Annotated in this window: 15 protein-coding genes; 12 read left to right on the forward strand and 3 right to left on the reverse strand. The window is 62.6% G+C overall.

Annotated features, from left to right (window positions below; genetic code table 11):
• The first annotated feature begins 296 nt into the window (after positions 1-296).
• From PZH32_RS07035 to PZH32_RS07065, 7 genes are all read left to right on the forward strand, one after another.
• Positions 297-962, forward strand: coding sequence for a cytochrome c maturation protein CcmE (locus PZH32_RS07035; protein WP_275207178.1), 666 nt, complete (start codon positions 297-299; stop codon positions 960-962).
• Between the two features lie 15 nt (positions 963-977).
• Positions 978-3269 carry a heme lyase CcmF/NrfE family subunit gene (gene ccsA, locus PZH32_RS07040; RefSeq protein WP_275207180.1) on the forward strand — a complete coding sequence of 764 codons (2292 nt, stop codon included), beginning with the start codon at positions 978-980 and terminating at the stop codon, positions 3267-3269.
• Positions 3266-3979: an ABC transporter ATP-binding protein gene (locus PZH32_RS07045; protein ID WP_275207181.1), complete on the forward strand. Its 714-nt coding sequence runs from the start codon at positions 3266-3268 to the stop codon at positions 3977-3979. The genes ccsA (PZH32_RS07040) and PZH32_RS07045 overlap by 4 nt, the downstream gene beginning before the upstream one ends.
• The gene (locus tag PZH32_RS07050; protein WP_275207182.1) at positions 3980-4687 is read left to right on the forward strand and encodes a heme exporter protein CcmB; all 708 of its coding nucleotides are present in this window, start codon (positions 3980-3982) and stop codon (positions 4685-4687) included.
• A gap of 85 nt (positions 4688-4772) precedes the next feature.
• A complete protein-coding gene (ccsA, locus tag PZH32_RS07055; protein WP_275207183.1) occupies positions 4773-5537 on the forward strand; it encodes a cytochrome c biogenesis protein in 765 nt (254 codons plus the stop codon).
• 61 nt (positions 5538-5598) lie between these two features.
• The gene (locus PZH32_RS07060) at positions 5599-5790 is read left to right on the forward strand and encodes a hypothetical protein (protein WP_275207184.1); all 192 of its coding nucleotides are present in this window, start codon (positions 5599-5601) and stop codon (positions 5788-5790) included.
• Positions 5791-6033: 243 nt separating this feature from the next.
• Positions 6034-6450, forward strand: a complete 417-nt coding sequence (locus PZH32_RS07065; RefSeq protein ID WP_275207185.1) for a DUF454 family protein — start codon at positions 6034-6036, stop codon at positions 6448-6450.
• A 156-nt stretch (positions 6451-6606) separates the two neighbouring features.
• On the opposite strand, the gene PZH32_RS07070 is transcribed toward PZH32_RS07065, so the two are convergent.
• On the reverse strand, positions 6607-7746 hold the full coding sequence (locus PZH32_RS07070; protein ID WP_275207186.1) for a DUF5692 family protein: 1140 nt from the start codon (positions 7744-7746) through the stop codon (positions 6607-6609).
• Between the two features lie 331 nt (positions 7747-8077).
• Here PZH32_RS07070 and PZH32_RS07075 point away from each other — a divergent pair, with 331 nt between their 5' ends.
• Genes PZH32_RS07075 through PZH32_RS07090 form a run of 4 tightly spaced genes read left to right on the forward strand, consistent with a single transcriptional unit; the run spans position 8078 to position 11824 of the window.
• Entirely contained in the window at positions 8078-8683 is a 606-nt protein-coding gene (locus tag PZH32_RS07075; protein WP_275207187.1) for a cytochrome c3 family protein, read from the forward strand.
• Positions 8684-8695: 12 nt separating this feature from the next.
• Positions 8696-9211: an FMN-binding protein gene (locus PZH32_RS07080; protein ID WP_275207188.1), complete on the forward strand. Its 516-nt coding sequence runs from the start codon at positions 8696-8698 to the stop codon at positions 9209-9211.
• Between the two features lie 4 nt (positions 9212-9215).
• Positions 9216-11066 carry an FAD-dependent oxidoreductase gene (locus PZH32_RS07085; protein WP_275207190.1) on the forward strand — a complete coding sequence of 617 codons (1851 nt, stop codon included), beginning with the start codon at positions 9216-9218 and terminating at the stop codon, positions 11064-11066.
• Positions 11063-11824 carry a hypothetical protein gene (locus tag PZH32_RS07090; protein ID WP_275207191.1) on the forward strand — a complete coding sequence of 254 codons (762 nt, stop codon included), beginning with the start codon at positions 11063-11065 and terminating at the stop codon, positions 11822-11824. The genes PZH32_RS07085 and PZH32_RS07090 overlap by 4 nt, the downstream gene beginning before the upstream one ends.
• A gap of 45 nt (positions 11825-11869) precedes the next feature.
• Here PZH32_RS07090 and PZH32_RS07095 read toward each other — a convergent pair whose 3' ends face one another.
• Both PZH32_RS07095 and PZH32_RS07100 read right to left on the reverse strand, forming a co-directional pair.
• Positions 11870-12823: a MarR family transcriptional regulator gene (locus PZH32_RS07095; protein ID WP_275207193.1), complete on the reverse strand. Its 954-nt coding sequence runs from the start codon at positions 12821-12823 to the stop codon at positions 11870-11872.
• Positions 12824-12988: 165 nt separating this feature from the next.
• Positions 12989-14074 (reverse strand): FAD:protein FMN transferase, encoded by a 1086-nt coding sequence (locus tag PZH32_RS07100; RefSeq protein WP_275207195.1) that lies wholly within the window; start codon positions 14072-14074, stop codon positions 12989-12991.
• A 48-nt stretch (positions 14075-14122) separates the two neighbouring features.
• On the opposite strand from PZH32_RS07100, the gene PZH32_RS07105 reads away from it, so the two are divergent.
• Positions 14123-14935 carry a UTP--glucose-1-phosphate uridylyltransferase gene (locus PZH32_RS07105; protein ID WP_275207197.1) on the forward strand — a complete coding sequence of 271 codons (813 nt, stop codon included), beginning with the start codon at positions 14123-14125 and terminating at the stop codon, positions 14933-14935.
• Positions 14936-15105 lie beyond the last annotated feature (170 nt).

A 15105-nucleotide genomic window follows, 5' to 3' on the forward strand; every position in this document is an offset into this window, starting at 1 on the left:
GTCTCGCTGTCCGCCCGCTTTTACTGTCCGTTGCCCTGTCTGTGGCATTCTGGCTCTCCTTAAAAGTTGATGATCCGCAGAACTACCCTGAAAGGGTGATGCGCCTGCGCGCTTTCTTCCTTAAGATACGAGGTGGTATGAACCTATGAGGCGAGCAAGAACGCAAGGTAAGATTTTGCGCAAAAGTGCTGGTTTTGACGATTTGTCTTCCAGGGCGCTTGCATCATGGGCGATACTTTGAAGGATGTTTTCAAGCCGTAGGGGAGGCGGCTCAATCGCGAGCGAGAAGGAGTTTCATGAACGCGAAGATGAAGAAGCGCATGATTGCGGTTTCGGGCGTCATCATTATCGTGCTGATATTGGTGCTCGCCTTCGTGGGCGGCAACACCGCCGCGCAAACCCTGTCTGTGGCTGAAGCTGCCGAGAATCCCCAGGCTGGTCAGAAGGTCCAAGTGTCGGGCAACGTGGTGCAGGATTCGTTCTCCACGGCCGGCGACACCCTGACGTTCAAGATCTACGACCCCGAGGGCGACCCGGCCACCCAGCTTGAGGTGGTCTACGACGGGGCTGCCTCGTCCACATTCGGCAACGACGTGACGGCCATTTGCACGGGAAAGATCGACGATGCCGGCGTGCTGCAGTGCTCCGAGCTGGTTACCAAGTGCCCCTCCAAGTATGAGAACGCCGACAGCGCCCTGACGATCGAGCAGCTGCTGGGCTATGGCGCCGACGTGTACGGCAAGATGGTCAAGGTGGCCGGCACCGTGCAGGACGGCACCTTGAAGCCGGCGGGTGAGGGCGATCGCTTCGTGATTGTCGACGAGAGCGGCGCGGGCGAAATTCCCGTGGCCTTCGACGGTGCGCTCTCTGACGAGGTAACCGACGGTGCCACCGTGGTGCTCACGGGCTCCCTGAACGACGACGGCAGCTTTGCCGCTACGGACGTGGCCCTCGAGGGCTAAGCGAAAGGACCTTCCATGTCGATGATTGGACTTCTGGGCCTTTTAGTGGCCTTTGCTTGCTGCGCCGTTTCCCTGGTGTGCCTGGGCGCCGCCCATATCACCTACAAGCGCCGCTCATTCGAAACTTCCGAGACTTGGGCCTGGGGCGCCCGTCTGGCCACGGTGCTGGGCGCGGTGGCGCTGACAGTGTGCTGCGCCGTGCTGGTATGGTGCTTCTTCTCGGGTGACTACACCATTCAGTACGTGCTCGACAACCGCTCGTCTTCCACGGGCGACCTGGCGTGGCTCTACAAGCTGGCGGGCCTGTGGGCCGGCCGCGAGGGCTCGCTGCTGTTCTGGGCGTGGCTCATTGCCGTATTCAATTCGGTGCTGGTGTTTGCCACGCGTAAGGACACCCGCCCCCTGGACAACGCTGCCCTGGCCGTGGCCCAGGTGGTCTTGCTGGCCTTTGTGGGCGTGCTCCTGTTCTCGGAGAGCAACATGCCCTTCACGGTGACGGACAGCCGTTACTTCTCCGACGACGGCTCGCTGAATGCCATGGCCTCCATGGTGGGCATGAACACGCTGCTGGAGCACTGGGCCATGGCCATCCATCCGCCCACGCTGTTCATCGGTTACGCGGGCCTGACCATTCCCTTCGCCTACGCGCTGGCTGCCCTTATCGTCAACGACGACTCGCCGCTGTGGGTTAACCGCTCCACAAGCTTCCTTATGTTCTCGTGGGTGCTGCTGGGCGCCGGTATTGGCCTGGGTGCCGTGTGGGCCTACGTGGTGCTGGGCTGGGGCGGCTATTGGGGCTGGGACCCGGTGGAGAACGCCAGCTTGCTGCCGTGGCTCATCGGCGTGGCGCTTATCCATTCCTTCACGGTGTACCGCCAGCGCGGTGCCTTCAAGCGTTGGAGCGTGTTCTGCGCCTGCCTGACCTTCTCGTTCGTGGTGCTGGGCACCTTCATCACCCGTTCGGGCCTGGTGCAGTCGGTGCACGCCTTCGAGGGCGACCCCGTATCGCTCGTGCTGTTCGCGGCACTGATCATTGTGTCGCTTTTGGCGGGCATCGTGGGCCTGCTGGTGCGTCGCGGCAGCTTCGGTGTCGAGAATGCGGCCGATGACGACATCGACTCCCTGATGTCCAAAGAGGCGGCTTACTACGTGAACAATCTGGTCATGGTGGTGTTCGCCGTGCTGCTGGCCTACATGACCATTTCCTCGGCGCTGCCCAGCTGGCTGCCCTTCGGTGGCCAGGCTCTGTCGGCCGGTACCTATAACGCCATCGCGCGCCCCCTGGGTATCCTGTATCTGGCCGTACTGGCCATCTGCCCGCTTCTGGGTTGGCGCCGCACTGAGAAGAAGGCGTTCTGGCGTCTGGCTCGCATTCCCGCTCTGTGCGCGGGGCTGCTGTTCATCGTTCTCATGATCTACTTCGCCACCTATCTGCTGCCCAGCTATCAGGCGCAGATCGATGCCGGCGGCGCTACGGCCGAGGGTCTGCTGGAGCAGGGCGCGCCGCTGTACTACAACGGTTTGGCCGTGGTGGGCTTCCTGGTGGCCAGCCTCCTGTTCTTCAATGCGGCGTTTATGGCGGCGCGGGCGCTGCGCAATGTGCGCGCCGCGGGCGGTCTGCGCAAGCGCTTCCCGCTGTTCGGCGGCTCGGTGTGCCATGCGGCCATGGGCATCATCCTGGTGGGCCTCATCGGCTCTTCCATGTACGTCACCGAGGTCACCGGTTATATTCCCTATGACGAAGAGGCCGATACGACAGCGGAAACCTTCACTATTCAGGATTTCGAGCTGCAGTACACGGGCAACTCCATCGATGACCTGGGTAACGGCAACGTGCGCTACACCGTGTCCTTCGATGCCTACAAAGACGGCCAGTTCGTGGGTCAGGTGCACCCGTCGGTCCAGGTGACGGGCACCACGCAGCAGCAGAAGCTGGAGGCCTCCGTTATCGGATTCCCCTTGGAAGATCTGTTCGTGGTGTACCGCGGCGTGAACGACGAGGGCGATTTCTCCATGGACGTGCGCGTCAACCCGCTGATCAGCTTCGTGTGGGTGGGCTTCGGCCTGCTCATGGCGGGCTCGGTTGTCTCGCTGTTCTCCAAGCGGGCCAGTCGGAAGGAGTCCGATCCGGCCGATGAGCCGGTGGCCCTTCAGGCCGCTGAGACTCCGGACGCGGACGTGGTTGTTGCCGAGGCTGAAACTGTCGAGGTGACGGCAGAGCCTGCGGCGACTGAGGAGGTCGCGATGGCGGAAGCGGTCGTCGCGGAGTCCGCGCCGGTTACCGCCGAGGATAAGGACGCCCAGTGACGGCGGCCCTGACAGTCGATCATCTGACGAAGTCGTTCGGCGGCCGCAAGGCCGTCGACGACGTGTCGTTCACGCTGCCCGAGGGAGCCTTTCTCTCGGTGTTCGGGCCGAACGGCGCCGGCAAGACCACGCTTCTGCGCATGCTGGCCACGCTGTCGCGTCCCACGGAGGGCACCATCGAGGTGGGCGGCATCAGCCTGAAGGAAGAGCCGGACCGCGCCCGCGAGTCCATTGGACTCATCTCTCACAACCCTATGCTCTACCCCGACCTCACCGCCGAGGAGAACCTGCTGCTCTACGCCAAGCTCTACGGGGTGGAAAACCCCCAGAAGCGGGTGATCGAACTGCTGGACGCCGTGGGGCTCAAGCACCGCCGCCTGGACCGTGTGCGCACCTTCTCGCGAGGCATGACCCAGCGCACCTCCATTGCCCGGGCTCTGATCAACGATCCTTCGCTCGTTCTGCTCGACGAGCCGTATTCGGGGCTCGACCCCCACGCCATCGAGATCTTCGACGAGCTCATCGAAAGCGTGCGCGAGAACCGCACCTTCGTCATGGTCAGCCATGATCTGGACAAGGGACTTGCCCTGGCCAGCCATGTCCTGGTGCTGGCGAAGGGCCGCGTGGTGGCCTTCGCCGAGAAGGGCGATCTGGCCGATGATGAGTTCCGGGCGCTGTATCGCTCGACCGTGGGATTGGGGGTGGCGTAAATGGCCTGCAAGCCTCCCTCCACGTGGACGCAGTACAGGACGCTGTTGGCGAAGGACCTGAAGGCGGAGTTCCGCACCAAGGACATGATTGTGTCCATGGGCATCTATGCCTTTCTGGTCATTGTGGTCTTTGGCGTGGCGCTTTCCTTCGCCCGTCCTGGGGCGGAGTTCCTTGAGGCGTCCGGCGGTCTTCTGTGGGCGCTCGTGGTGTTCACCTCGCTTTTGGGGCTCAACCGCTCGTTCTCCCATGAGACGGAGAACGGCTGCTTGGAGGGCCTGCTGCTGGCGCCGCTCGACCGAGGCGTCATCTTCTTGTCCAAGGCCACGTCCAACTTGATTTTCCTGGCCCTGGTGGAAGTTATCGCCGTGCCGCTGTACTGGGTGTTCTTCTCCAGCTTCGCGGCGCCGGCGGAGACTGGCTGGCTTTTGGTGGTGCCGCTTCTGCTGGGCAGCATCGGCATCGCCGGCATCGGTACGCTGCTGTCCACCATGACGGCCTCCACCCGCGGTAAGGACGTCATGCTGGCGCTTCTGTTTGTGCCCATTATCTTCCCGCTTTTATACGCCTGCGTATCCGCCACTACCTGTGCCTTGGTGGGCGGCGAGGTGTTCGCCGAGGGCTTTTTTACGGCTCTGGCTTTGGGAGCGGGCTATGACGTGATCATGATTCTTGCGTCGTGGGTGCTTTACGACTTTGTGGTGAACTAGCGCAACGCGCGTCGGCCGTGGGGACGGACAACGCGTGTTGCGAGGTAAGCGGCCCCGAGGGGCGCGCTGAAGGAAAGGAGGCCTTGTGGCCGACAAGAAAAAACTGAAGTTGCCGGAGGTGGGGCAGTGGCCTGATAAGTTGATGGCTCCGGCTCTGATTGCCGGAGCGGTGCTGACTACTCTCGGCTTCCTTATGGCGTTTTTCATCGTGCCCCCCGTGGGCGGTGCGGCGGTGGACGGCGTCGAGCTTATCGGCGACTCCATGGTGTCCCAGAAGATGCTGCTGTCGCAGAAGATCTTCTACTTCCATATGCCCGTGGCCATCACCTCGTTTCTGGGCATGGCCTTCGGCTGCTACTACGCGGTGCGCTTCCTGATGACGAAGAACCAGCGCTTCGATACCTGTTCGCGCATCTGTCTGGAGATTTCGCTGCTGTTCATCATCATGACTATGATCACCGGCGAGATGTGGACGCGCTTCGAGTGGGGTGTGTGGTGGAGCTGGGAGCCCCGTCTGACCACCTACCTCATTTTGATGCTCATTGTCATCGCCTACTTTGTGCTGCGCAGCTCGGTAGACGAGCCGGAGCGCAGGGCCACCTTCGCGGCTGTTATTGCCATCATTGCCACGGTGGACGTGCCCATCTGCTTTATGATCACGCGCCTGATTCCCTCGTCCATCCACCCGGTGGTGCTGCGCGAGGGCGGCATGAGCCCCGAAATGGGCATGTGCGTGGGTTTGTGCGCCTTGGGAATGCTGCTGGTGGGCTTTGCCCTGTACCGTGCCCGTTTCAACCAGGTGCGCCTGACCCAGCGCGTGGAAGCGCTCAAGGAATCCCTCGAAGACTAGCGATGCGAACGATGGCCCGCTTCCTTGACGGGGGAGCGGCCGCCGATAGAAAGGTCGAACCATGAATCCCATTCTTGCCGATATCTACTCCACTATTCTGCCTTCGGCGCCGTACCTCATTGCCGCCTATGCTCTTTTGTGGGTGGCGCTCCTGGTGTACGTGCTCATCATCTTCCGCGGCACGAAGAAGGCCGAGGCTCAGCTCATGCTGCTGGAAGAGGCCGTGGCCGATCAACAGATCAAGACCCAGTAGTTGCCGCGGGTCTTCGGATGGACCCTTCCTGCGGATCTCCGAGCATCGCTTCCTTGGTGCGTGGGGCACCAAGGGAAAGCGTCCGGCTTAGCGTGTATGGAATAGCCCGTTCAGGTGATGAGCCTGGGCGGGCTTCTTTTGTATGCTGGAACGCACGCTGGGCTTCGTGTGCTTTTCCGGGTGCGAAGCGCTGGCTACGGGCCCTGGGGCTGCCCCGGGGTGAAGGTCGAAGAGGGGAGTGCCATGAACCCAATTCTGCGCGGACTGCTGCTGGGAGTAGCATGGTTGGCCTGCGGGCTGGGCATTGTGGGCGTGTTCGTGCCCGTGCTACCAACGACGCCGCTGCTGTTGCTGGCCACGTTCCTGTTCGCGAAGTGCTCGCCCCGCGCGCACGCGTGGATAACGGGAACCAAAGTGTACCGTGCCTACGTGGTACCCTTTAAGGAGGCCGGCGGCATGCCCGTGGGGGCCAAAGTACGTATGCTGGCTATCTCCTATGCCGTTCTGATGGTATCGGCCCTGTTAGTGCAGAAGCCCCTGGTGTGGGGCATTCTTGCCGCTGTGGCTTTGTTCTTGCTGTGGTTGGCCGTGTTCCATATCCCCACTATCGAAAAAGCCGCCGTCGCTCCCTTGAGCGACGAGCTGGAGCTAGAAGCCTAGAAGGCCCTGCCAGCGCGCTGCGCAAAGCCTTTGAGGGCCGCGTGCCTCAAAGGCTCAGGCGAAGACGGGGTGGCAAAGAGATTCATCCACCAATAAAGAAGGGAGCCCTGGCGGGCTCCCTTCGTGCGTTTCGGGGACGGCGGAGACGGGATGCGGTTATTTCCGTTGCGTCGTTTCTACTTCGACGGTGGTGTCGCCCGCGTCCTTGGCTACGTAGACGAAGCCCACTTCGCCGTTCACAGGCAACTCGTTGTAGGCCACCATCTCGGCGATCTCGGCAGCTGTGGCGCTCTTCGGCTCGGTCTCAAGCAGATAAGCGGTGTCGGCGCGGCGCTCCATGGCCTCGGTGAAGTCCTTGGTGCCCACGAAGACTTCCTGCTTGTAGGGGTTCACGCCCAGCTTCTTGGAACGGTAGGCGATGTAGGCCAGGGCGGCAATGTTGGCGAACAGGGCGATGAGGGACACGGCCAGGTTCACGTTGGGGTTGTTCACGGAGTTCGCCGCGAAGATGGAATCATTGGCGAACATGGGAACCATCTGGCAGAACATGCACCACATGGCCAGGGTGAAGGCGCGGTTCTGGATCCAGCCGCCCTTGTTCCAGATAAGACCGGCAATGGTAGGTGCCAGCAGCAGCGCGATGCCGCAGTACCAGGAGTGCGTGGGCAGGCAGTTGTAGGTGTAGCAGAAGTTCCACAGGTCGTAGGCGATGATGAACACCCAGGTCATGTCAGGCCACAGCATGTCCTGGCGCTTCTTGGAGATGTAGATGCCGAACCAGCCGGTCATGCACAGGATGTTCAGGATGCCGGCGATGCCGTTGAACACGTTGTGCCAGCCGCCGTAGAGCGTAACGCCCTCGGAGGATACCCAGGTAGTGCCGAAGGCGCGGAAGGCGCTCTCGAAGTCGGACACCACGGCGATCATGATGTTGATGGCCACGATGACGAAGGGGAAGGCCTTGAACCAATGGGAGCGGCCGATCTTGCCCCAGGAGTACTTCAGAGCCATGAAACCGATGCAACCGGCCAGGGCCGCGTACACCTTGGCGTAATGGAACCAGCTGTTCATGTCGGTGTGCGTGGGGTTGTTGAGGGCCCATTCCTGACCCATGCCAGCTCCGATGGCAATGGCGATGCAGTACACCGTCATGACGGCCGACACGCCGAAGAACATGATCATGCCGCCGGCTTTGGTGCGACGGGCGAACTCATTGAGCAGAATGAGCGCCACCAGCACCAGGGCCAAGCCAAGCCACTGATACAGCGCGTTGGGTCCGTACACGTCGAATAACATGGGTATCCCTCCTTAATCAATACCACTGATGGGGGAGCGCAGTGGGGGTGGATCAGGAAAGGACGCGGTGCCGCGCTGGCCCACCCCCACCGGCTTTGCAAGGCGGTTCCTTGCTCGTTGGCAAAAACCATACTCCCATCATCATCTTCAGTCAATATTCACAAATCGCTAAATTGATAACAATTGACATATTTAAATTATCCGTCAATAAAACCTTGTTACACAGGAAAAACCTTGCTACTATGCCTGTCATAAATTTCAAAAATGAAAGTAAATAAAAACTTTCACGAAGAAATTACTGAAAATCGGAAGTAAACGATTGGAGGGGGTCATGAAACAAGAAGGGAACGTGCCCGCGACGCCGGCGGCTCCGCGCCGACCGCGTAAAAAGTGGCCGATGGTGGTGGGCGTCGTAGCTGTCGTGCTGGTGGTGGCCGGCGCGGGCTTTCTGGTGTGGCACGAGAGTCCCTCGTTCTGCAACGCCATCTGCCATGAGCCGATGGACCCCTACGTGGAGGGCTACTACCAGGACGAAGCCCTGATGGCCCATGCCCATCAGGTGGCCGATACCACGTGTCTCGACTGTCATGAGCCCAAGATCGACGAGCAGATCAACGAGGGCTTGGCCTGGGTGCGCGGCGACTATTCCGTTGGCGAGGACGGCATGCTGACTACGGTGGGGGTGCGCTCGGACGCGCAGATGTGCGCCACGGCCGGTTGCCATGATTTCAACGAGGTGGTGGAGACTACCCAGAACTGGGGCGGCGAAGAGGGTGTGAACCCCCATGAGTCCCATCAGGGCTATCAGCTGGATTGCAGCAGCTGCCACAGCGCCCATGGCCAGTCCATGATGTACTGCAACACCTGTCACGACTACCAGGTTCCCGAAGGCTGGGCGGCTCCCGTGCAGAGCGCCGGGCCGACGGCCAAGGCCTAGGGAGGGGGAGCAATGCGTACGAGCAAGCTAACCATAGTTGCCTGCAGCGCTGCGGCGCTGACGCTGGGCCTGTCCGGCTGCGGGGCGTCCTTCGAGGGCTCGGGCTCCAAAGATGCTGCCAGTGCCGAACAGCTGGCGCTCCATGCGGACGATCCGTGGGCTGCGGAAGTAGCGGCGGATCCGACGGCGCGTGCCGAAGGATCGCTGCACGATGGCGTCTACACCGGCGTGGGTAAGGGCATGGAGGGCCTCATCACGGTGACGTTACTGGTGGACGACGGTCGCATTTCGTGCCTGGAAACCACCCAAGAGGGCGAGAGCCAGAGCCGTGGTGGCTATGAGGCCATTCGCGACGGCAAGTACGCCCAGATGATCGAGGCGGCCCAGGGGTCGGACATCGATACCATTTCTGGGGCCACCATTACCACGGCCGGCGTGAAGCAGGCCGTCGACGATGCCCTGGCCCAGGCCGAGCAGGGCGTGGCCTCGGAAGCTACCGCGGCCGATGTAGCCGGAGAGGAGGCGTAGAGCCATGACGACAGAGAACAAGACGAGCGCTTCCGGTCTGTCGCGTCGCGACTTTCTGACCGGGTCGGCCGTAGCCGCAGGAGCGGCGGCCGTGGCCGGGCTGTTCGGCGCCGACCATGCGTTTGCGGCCGATGAGCGCTACGGCACTTGGACGCGCGAGGGAGACAACGCGCCGACAGTGCCCGAAAGCGCCGCCACCAACGCCAGCGCTTCGGACGGCACCTACCGCGACCACAACCCCGAGGCCTTCCCGGCCAACGACGCGTCGCCCATTCCGCCCCGTGCCGTGCCGGCTTCGTGGGATTACGAATGCGACATTTGCGTGGTGGGCGCCGGCGGCGGTGGCCTGAACGCGGCGGCTCGCGCGGCCGAGCTGGGCGCGAACACCATCTGCGTCGAGGCCCTGGGACTGCCCGGCGGCAATGCCCAGGAAGCGGGCATGTGCGGCATTCTGGGCGGCATGTCCATGCAGGAGGGCAAGAAGTTCGCCTTCCCCAGCTATCCCTTTAATGCCCAGGCCCTGACTGACTGGGCCATGGACGAGTACCACTATGCGGCCGATCCGAAGCTCATCTACAAGATTGCCTCGGAGGGTGGTCCCAGCTTGGACTGGATGGCCGACTGCGGCGTCCAGTGGCGTTTGGGCGAGGTGCCGGTGTACGTGGCCCCCAAGAACTCCACGCTGGACCACCACGTGCTGAAGATGAAGGACGCCACGGACGCCATGTTCGCCTACGGCCAGCGCAAGGGGGTGGACTACAAGTTCCAAAGTCCCGCCGTGGCCCTGGTGCAGGACGAGGACGGCCGCGTGGTGGGCGTGGTCATCAACGAGGGCTTCACTGACGAGCGCTACATTCACGCCAAGAACGCCGTCATCTTGACGGCGGGCGGCTTCTGCAACAACAAGGCGCTGCTTGACAAGTACATTCCTACGGCGGCTATGGGCTGCGCCTCCAGCTATCTGACGGCCAGCGAGACCGGCGAGTGCTTCCGTATGGGGCTCGGGGCCGGCGCCGATGTATCCGGCTTCAATTCCTCGGCCTCCTTCGACGGCGGCGTGGACTGGCAGGCCGAGGGCGGCACCTGGGCGCGCTTCCTCTACGACGGCATGACCCAGCTGTCCCGCCAGCCGTGGCTGACCATCGACCGCTGCGGCAATCGTCTGCGCTACATGGATTCCCGCGTGGGCGAGGACGGCGCCAACGCCATCTACGCCTTGGGCGACTTGGCCACCATCCAGATGACCCCGCCGGGTCATCGCTCCTACATTATCTTCGACGCCAACTACGAGGATCATCTGGCCGGGTTTGCTCAGGAGCACTGCCGCAAGCTCATCACGCCGGACTTGGAGCAGATTGAGAAGGTGCCCGAGCACTATCGCGATTGGCACCACGGCGTGCAGGATGCCATCGAGGCCGACGTGCTGAAGCGCCGCGACACCCTGGAAGAGCTGGAGGCCGATCTGGGCCTGGCCGAGGGCGTGCTCACCGAGGCCGTGGCCCGATGGAACGAGACCTGCGAGCGCGGCGAGGACGACTTCATGTACCCCATGCCGCCCGAGTGGCTCCATGCCATCACCGAGCCGCCGTTCTACGGCTGCCGTATCGGCGGCAATCTGTACGGCACCAAGGCCGGTCTGCTCATCAACGATCAGATGCAGGTTGTAGGCACGAACGGCCGCGTCATTCCCGGTCTCTACGCCGGTTGGCATACAGCCGGTGGCGCCTGCGGCGAGAACAGCTACATTGGCGATCCTATTCTGGGCTCGCTCATGGGCGACGTGGGGCTGGCGTTCTGCGGCGGCTACCTGTGCGGTACCAGTGCGGTGGAAAACGAGATGGGAGGTGCTCGATGAAGGCAATGAAAGGTATGGCGCGGCCGTTTCTGACGCTGTTCGCCATGGCGCTAGTTGTGGCGCTTCTCGGTCGCATCGGCCTGACGGTGGCCGGGGCTACGGGCATTCTGGCCTTCGACTATATTTCGGCGTCGGGGGTGGCCATTCTCGATGTGATTTGCTCGATCCTCACGGGCTCGGCCTTCGTGGCGTTTCTGTTTGCCGCGGGTCTGGCGCTGGTGGTATCCACGGCGGCCCCGGTGCTCTATGGCGTGCTGTACGCTCAAGGTCGCGAAGGCACGGGGCGTGCGGGCACGGCGTTCCTGTGGGGCTGGGCTACGGCGCTTGTGGCGCTGGTGTGCTTGGTCATCGTGGTGCTTGGCATTTTGTCGGCCGTGCAGGTGGGCTCCATGAGCTCGAAGCTGCCGGGGCTGCCGGTCATCGTGCTCGGTGTCATCGGGTTTGCGGCGTTTCTGGGCACGTTGCTGGGTGCTGCCTCGCTGGTGGTGTGCGCTTGCGTGGCTCGGGCCCGCGCTGGGCGTAGCTTGAGCGTCTCGCTGGTGGCGGCCGTGGCTTTGTGCGGTGCGGTGGTTATGGTGCTGACGGTGGGCACCTTCGGGGCCCTGAACAGCGTAGCCATCGATCTGCCCGTGCTGGGTGCTTGGTTTGCGGCTGATCTGGCGGTGAACCTGGTGATGCTGTTCGGCGCGCAGGCGTACCTGGGTAAGCTGGGAAAGACTCCGGCCTCCGTGGCTCGCGAAGCTGCTCCGGCGGTTTAGTCTGACTTGTCCGCAGCGGGGACGGCGTGCTTGCCGTCCCCGCTGCTACTTTACGGGGGTAAGAGCGGCCAGGTCTGCTTGCTCTTTGGCCTGTTTGCGGGCGTTGAGGTCGGCTACGACGACGTGGCCGACCTTTTCTATGGCTTGGCGCTGGTCGGGCGTGAGGTTTGCCCACAGTTTGTTCTGGCCCAGTTCGTTGACCGTGGCGTTGATGACGTTCGCTTGGTAGACGCCCTCGTCGGTCAGGGCGACGTAGACCGCTTTCTTGTCCCGTGGCGATTTGAGGCGCTGGGCCCAGCCGCGCTGCACCAGGCGCTCGGTGGCGCGGGCAGCGTTGACGGGCGACATCATAAGGGCCTCGGCCAGGACGCCTACGCGTTCGGGCTGACCAGTTTCGCTCAGGCGTTGGACAATGCGGCACTCGTTGAACGAAGCGCCGGTGGCCTCTTTCAACACGCGCTCGGTTTCCTGACGAATGAGCTCTACGGACACGAGGGCTCGCGAAGCGGGAAACTTCTGGGCCTTACCGCGATGGAGCGGCGGCTCGATTTGCGCGCCAGCCGCGACGGCTGCCTCCAGAATGGTGCGGTAGGTGGGGTTCTCCGTGGGGAAGTTCGTATACAAGCTGTCGACCAGCGCCTGGTTCACCGCGGCAACGTGCTGGGCGCCAGCCTCAGTGGCCTGGAGAAAGCGCGTGCGGCCGTCGGCGGTGCCCGTGGTGCGAGTAACGAGTCCCTCGCGCTCCAACACGTCGACGGCTTGGGTGACCACGTTGGGCTTGAGCCCCAGCACCTCGCCGAGGTCGCCCTGGCGCAGGGGCTTGGTTGCCTGCAGCAGCTTTGTAAGCACGCGGTATTGGGTGACGTTCAGGCGACTGGCGGTGCCCAGACCTCGACGGAGTGCCTCGTGGGCCATCTCGAAGGCTACGAAGTAGGTGGAGTCCAAGTCGAGCGGCGCCTCGGTGGCAGTATGGGTGGAAGAGGGCGAATCGGCGGTCATGGCGTCCCTTATCTACAAAGATAGTTCAGTGAGTAATTCATCGCTGTAATAATTTTAACGCCAAAGCCCTCGGCTCGATAGAAAGAAATCTGCGAGTTGTCACTTTGTCGATGTTGAGCTGTTGGTCGCCCCTAATTTGGCTTGTTTTGCAAGAACTTTCAGGGCTTAGACCCGCGCCGGGGTAATAACTCCCTCGGCGTCGACGAAGAAGGCTTGGGCGATTTCGGGGTAGCGCTCTACCAGGGCGCGGCCTCGTTCGGTGCCTAGGGCCAGCAAGGTGGTGGAGAAGCCCTCGGCGTCGATGGACTTTTCGCACACGACGGTGACACCGGCTACGTCGGTGTCCACGGGCTGGCCGGTGAGGGGCGAGAGGATGTGGTGGTAGAAGCGTCCTTCGCTATCGGTGAAGCAGCGTTCGTAGATGCCGCTGGTGACGGCGGAGCCGCGGGCAAGGGGCACGGCGCCCAGAAGCTCGGCAGGGTTGCGAGGGTCGCGCACGCCCACACGCCAGGGCGATCCGTCGGGCTTCGTGCCCGATACGAGCACATTGCCGCCCAGGTTCACGATGATGCCCGAGAGGCCGTGACGCTGCAGGTCCTCCATGAGCGCGTCGGCAATCCAGCCCTTTGCGATGCCTCCGACATCCACGGCCGCCTGGGGGTCGGTCAGCTGGGCCCAAAAGGTGGGCGCCGTCGAAGGGCTCTCTTGTGCCTGGCGGTTGCTTTCGTTGCTTTCGGATTCGTGGTCGCGCTCGACCTCCTTCGCGCTTTCTTCCTCCCACAGCTTCAGGTTTCGCCAATTGACGTGCTTGGCGGCGTAGGCAAGCATGGAGGGATCGGCCTTGCGTCCCCGATGGAAATCCCAGAGGCGCACGAGTGGTCCCACGGTGATGTCGAAGGCGCCCTCGCTGACGGCACAGTAGCCGACGGCTTTCTGCAGTAAGTCGAAGGTGCGACGGTCGATGGCCACGGGGCGTCCGGCGGCAGCGTTGATGCGGGAGATGTCGGAGTGGGGGAGCGTGCGGCTGAGCAAGCGCTCGTAGGTGCGGCAGGAGGTGCGGGCCTCTTCGAAGGCCGCCCGGGCCTCGGCCTCATTGCCGTAGGCCTGCAGTTCGATGACGGTGTTGAAGGCAAGAAAGTGCGCCGTGGCCGGCTTGTCTTCGGCGGCCGCTGCGAATTCGAAGAACGACTCCGAGGGAATGGGGTCGATATTTTGCGCGTTGTCGTTTTCCATGGGCTCAGTATAAGTCATATCCTGTAATATCGATGCATCGACGAACTGTGGAGAGAAAGGCGCTTGATGAAGGCACTGATTCCCGCTGCGGGTCTGGGTACCCGCTTTCTTCCGGCTACGAAGGCCCAGCCCAAGGAAATGCTGCTGGTGGTGGACCGCCCGGCCATTCAGTACGTGGTTGAAGAGGGGCTGGCCTCCGGCGCCGACGAGGTGATCATTATCAACAGCCGCGAGAAGCAGGCCATCGAGGACCACTTCACGCCGAACCCTGATCTGGTGGCTCTGCTGCGCGAGCGCGGCAAGGACGCCTATGCCGACGCTGTGGAGTACGTGGGCAACTTGAACGTGGGCTATGTGTACCAGGACGAGGCCCTGGGCTTGGGTCATGCGGTGCATTGCGCGGCCGAGCAGACGGGCGCCGAGCCGTTCTACGTGCTGCTGGGCGATGTGCTGGTGCCCGGCAACGACATGCTGCCGGCCATGAAGAAGGTGTCTGATGCCCACGGCGGCGCCAGCGTCATTGCCGTTATGCCCGTTCCCGATGACCAGGTGAGCCGCTTCGGCGTTATCGCTGGCGCGCCCGTGGCCGACAATGTGTGGAAGGTGGACTCGCTGGTGGAAAAGCCGGCCCTGGAGGACGCGCCGTCCAATCTGGCCGTGTTCGGACGTTACCTGCTCTCGCCGCGCGTGATGGAGCTTCTGGCCGACGTCGAGCCGGGTGTGGGCGGCGAGATTCAGCTGACCGATGCGCTCGATGCGGTGCTTCAGGAAGAGGAGATGTACGCGCTGGTGGTGAATCCCGATGACGGTTTCGATACCGGCACGGTGGAAAGCTGGCTTGAGACTAACAACATCTTGTTCGCGCGTAAGAACGCCTAGGAAAGGTGGTGGGCACGCGGGGGCTTGGCCCGGCGCGCTCCCGATGGGGACTGACGAAGGCTCTTGGAGGCAAAACCCCAGAAAAGGTGACGAAAATCTTAACGATGAGTAATCAAATCCACAAGTTCACCATGGCTCCGTCATAGGGAATTCAAGGGCGCTTGTTATAC

The sequence above is a fragment of the Adlercreutzia equolifaciens genome, assembly GCF_029076695.1.
Taxonomy (GTDB): domain Bacteria; phylum Actinomycetota; class Coriobacteriia; order Coriobacteriales; family Eggerthellaceae; genus Adlercreutzia; species Adlercreutzia equolifaciens_A.

Bases quoted from the DNA above. Each gene is read 5' to 3' on its own strand.
- PZH32_RS07060 (WP_275207184.1), top strand. From the start codon at position 5,599: ATGAATCCCATTCTTGCCGATATCTACTCCACTATTCTGCCTTCGGCG.
- PZH32_RS07095 (WP_275207193.1), bottom strand. From the start codon at position 12,823: ATGACCGCCGATTCGCCCTCTTCCACCCATACTGCCACCGAGGCGCCG.
- PZH32_RS07085 (WP_275207190.1), top strand. From the start codon at position 9,216: ATGACGACAGAGAACAAGACGAGCGCTTCCGGTCTGTCGCGTCGCGAC.
- PZH32_RS07090 (WP_275207191.1), top strand. From the start codon at position 11,063: ATGAAGGCAATGAAAGGTATGGCGCGGCCGTTTCTGACGCTGTTCGCC.
- PZH32_RS07105 (WP_275207197.1), top strand. From the start codon at position 14,123: ATGAAGGCACTGATTCCCGCTGCGGGTCTGGGTACCCGCTTTCTTCCG.
- PZH32_RS07070 (WP_275207186.1), bottom strand. From the start codon at position 7,746: ATGTTATTCGACGTGTACGGACCCAACGCGCTGTATCAGTGGCTTGGC.
- PZH32_RS07075 (WP_275207187.1), top strand. From the start codon at position 8,078: ATGAAACAAGAAGGGAACGTGCCCGCGACGCCGGCGGCTCCGCGCCGA.
- PZH32_RS07050 (WP_275207182.1), top strand. From the start codon at position 3,980: ATGGCCTGCAAGCCTCCCTCCACGTGGACGCAGTACAGGACGCTGTTG.
- ccsA (WP_275207180.1), top strand. From the start codon at position 978: ATGTCGATGATTGGACTTCTGGGCCTTTTAGTGGCCTTTGCTTGCTGC.
- PZH32_RS07065 (WP_275207185.1), top strand. From the start codon at position 6,034: ATGAACCCAATTCTGCGCGGACTGCTGCTGGGAGTAGCATGGTTGGCC.
- PZH32_RS07080 (WP_275207188.1), top strand. From the start codon at position 8,696: ATGCGTACGAGCAAGCTAACCATAGTTGCCTGCAGCGCTGCGGCGCTG.
- PZH32_RS07035 (WP_275207178.1), top strand. From the start codon at position 297: ATGAACGCGAAGATGAAGAAGCGCATGATTGCGGTTTCGGGCGTCATC.
- PZH32_RS07100 (WP_275207195.1), bottom strand. From the start codon at position 14,074: ATGACTTATACTGAGCCCATGGAAAACGACAACGCGCAAAATATCGAC.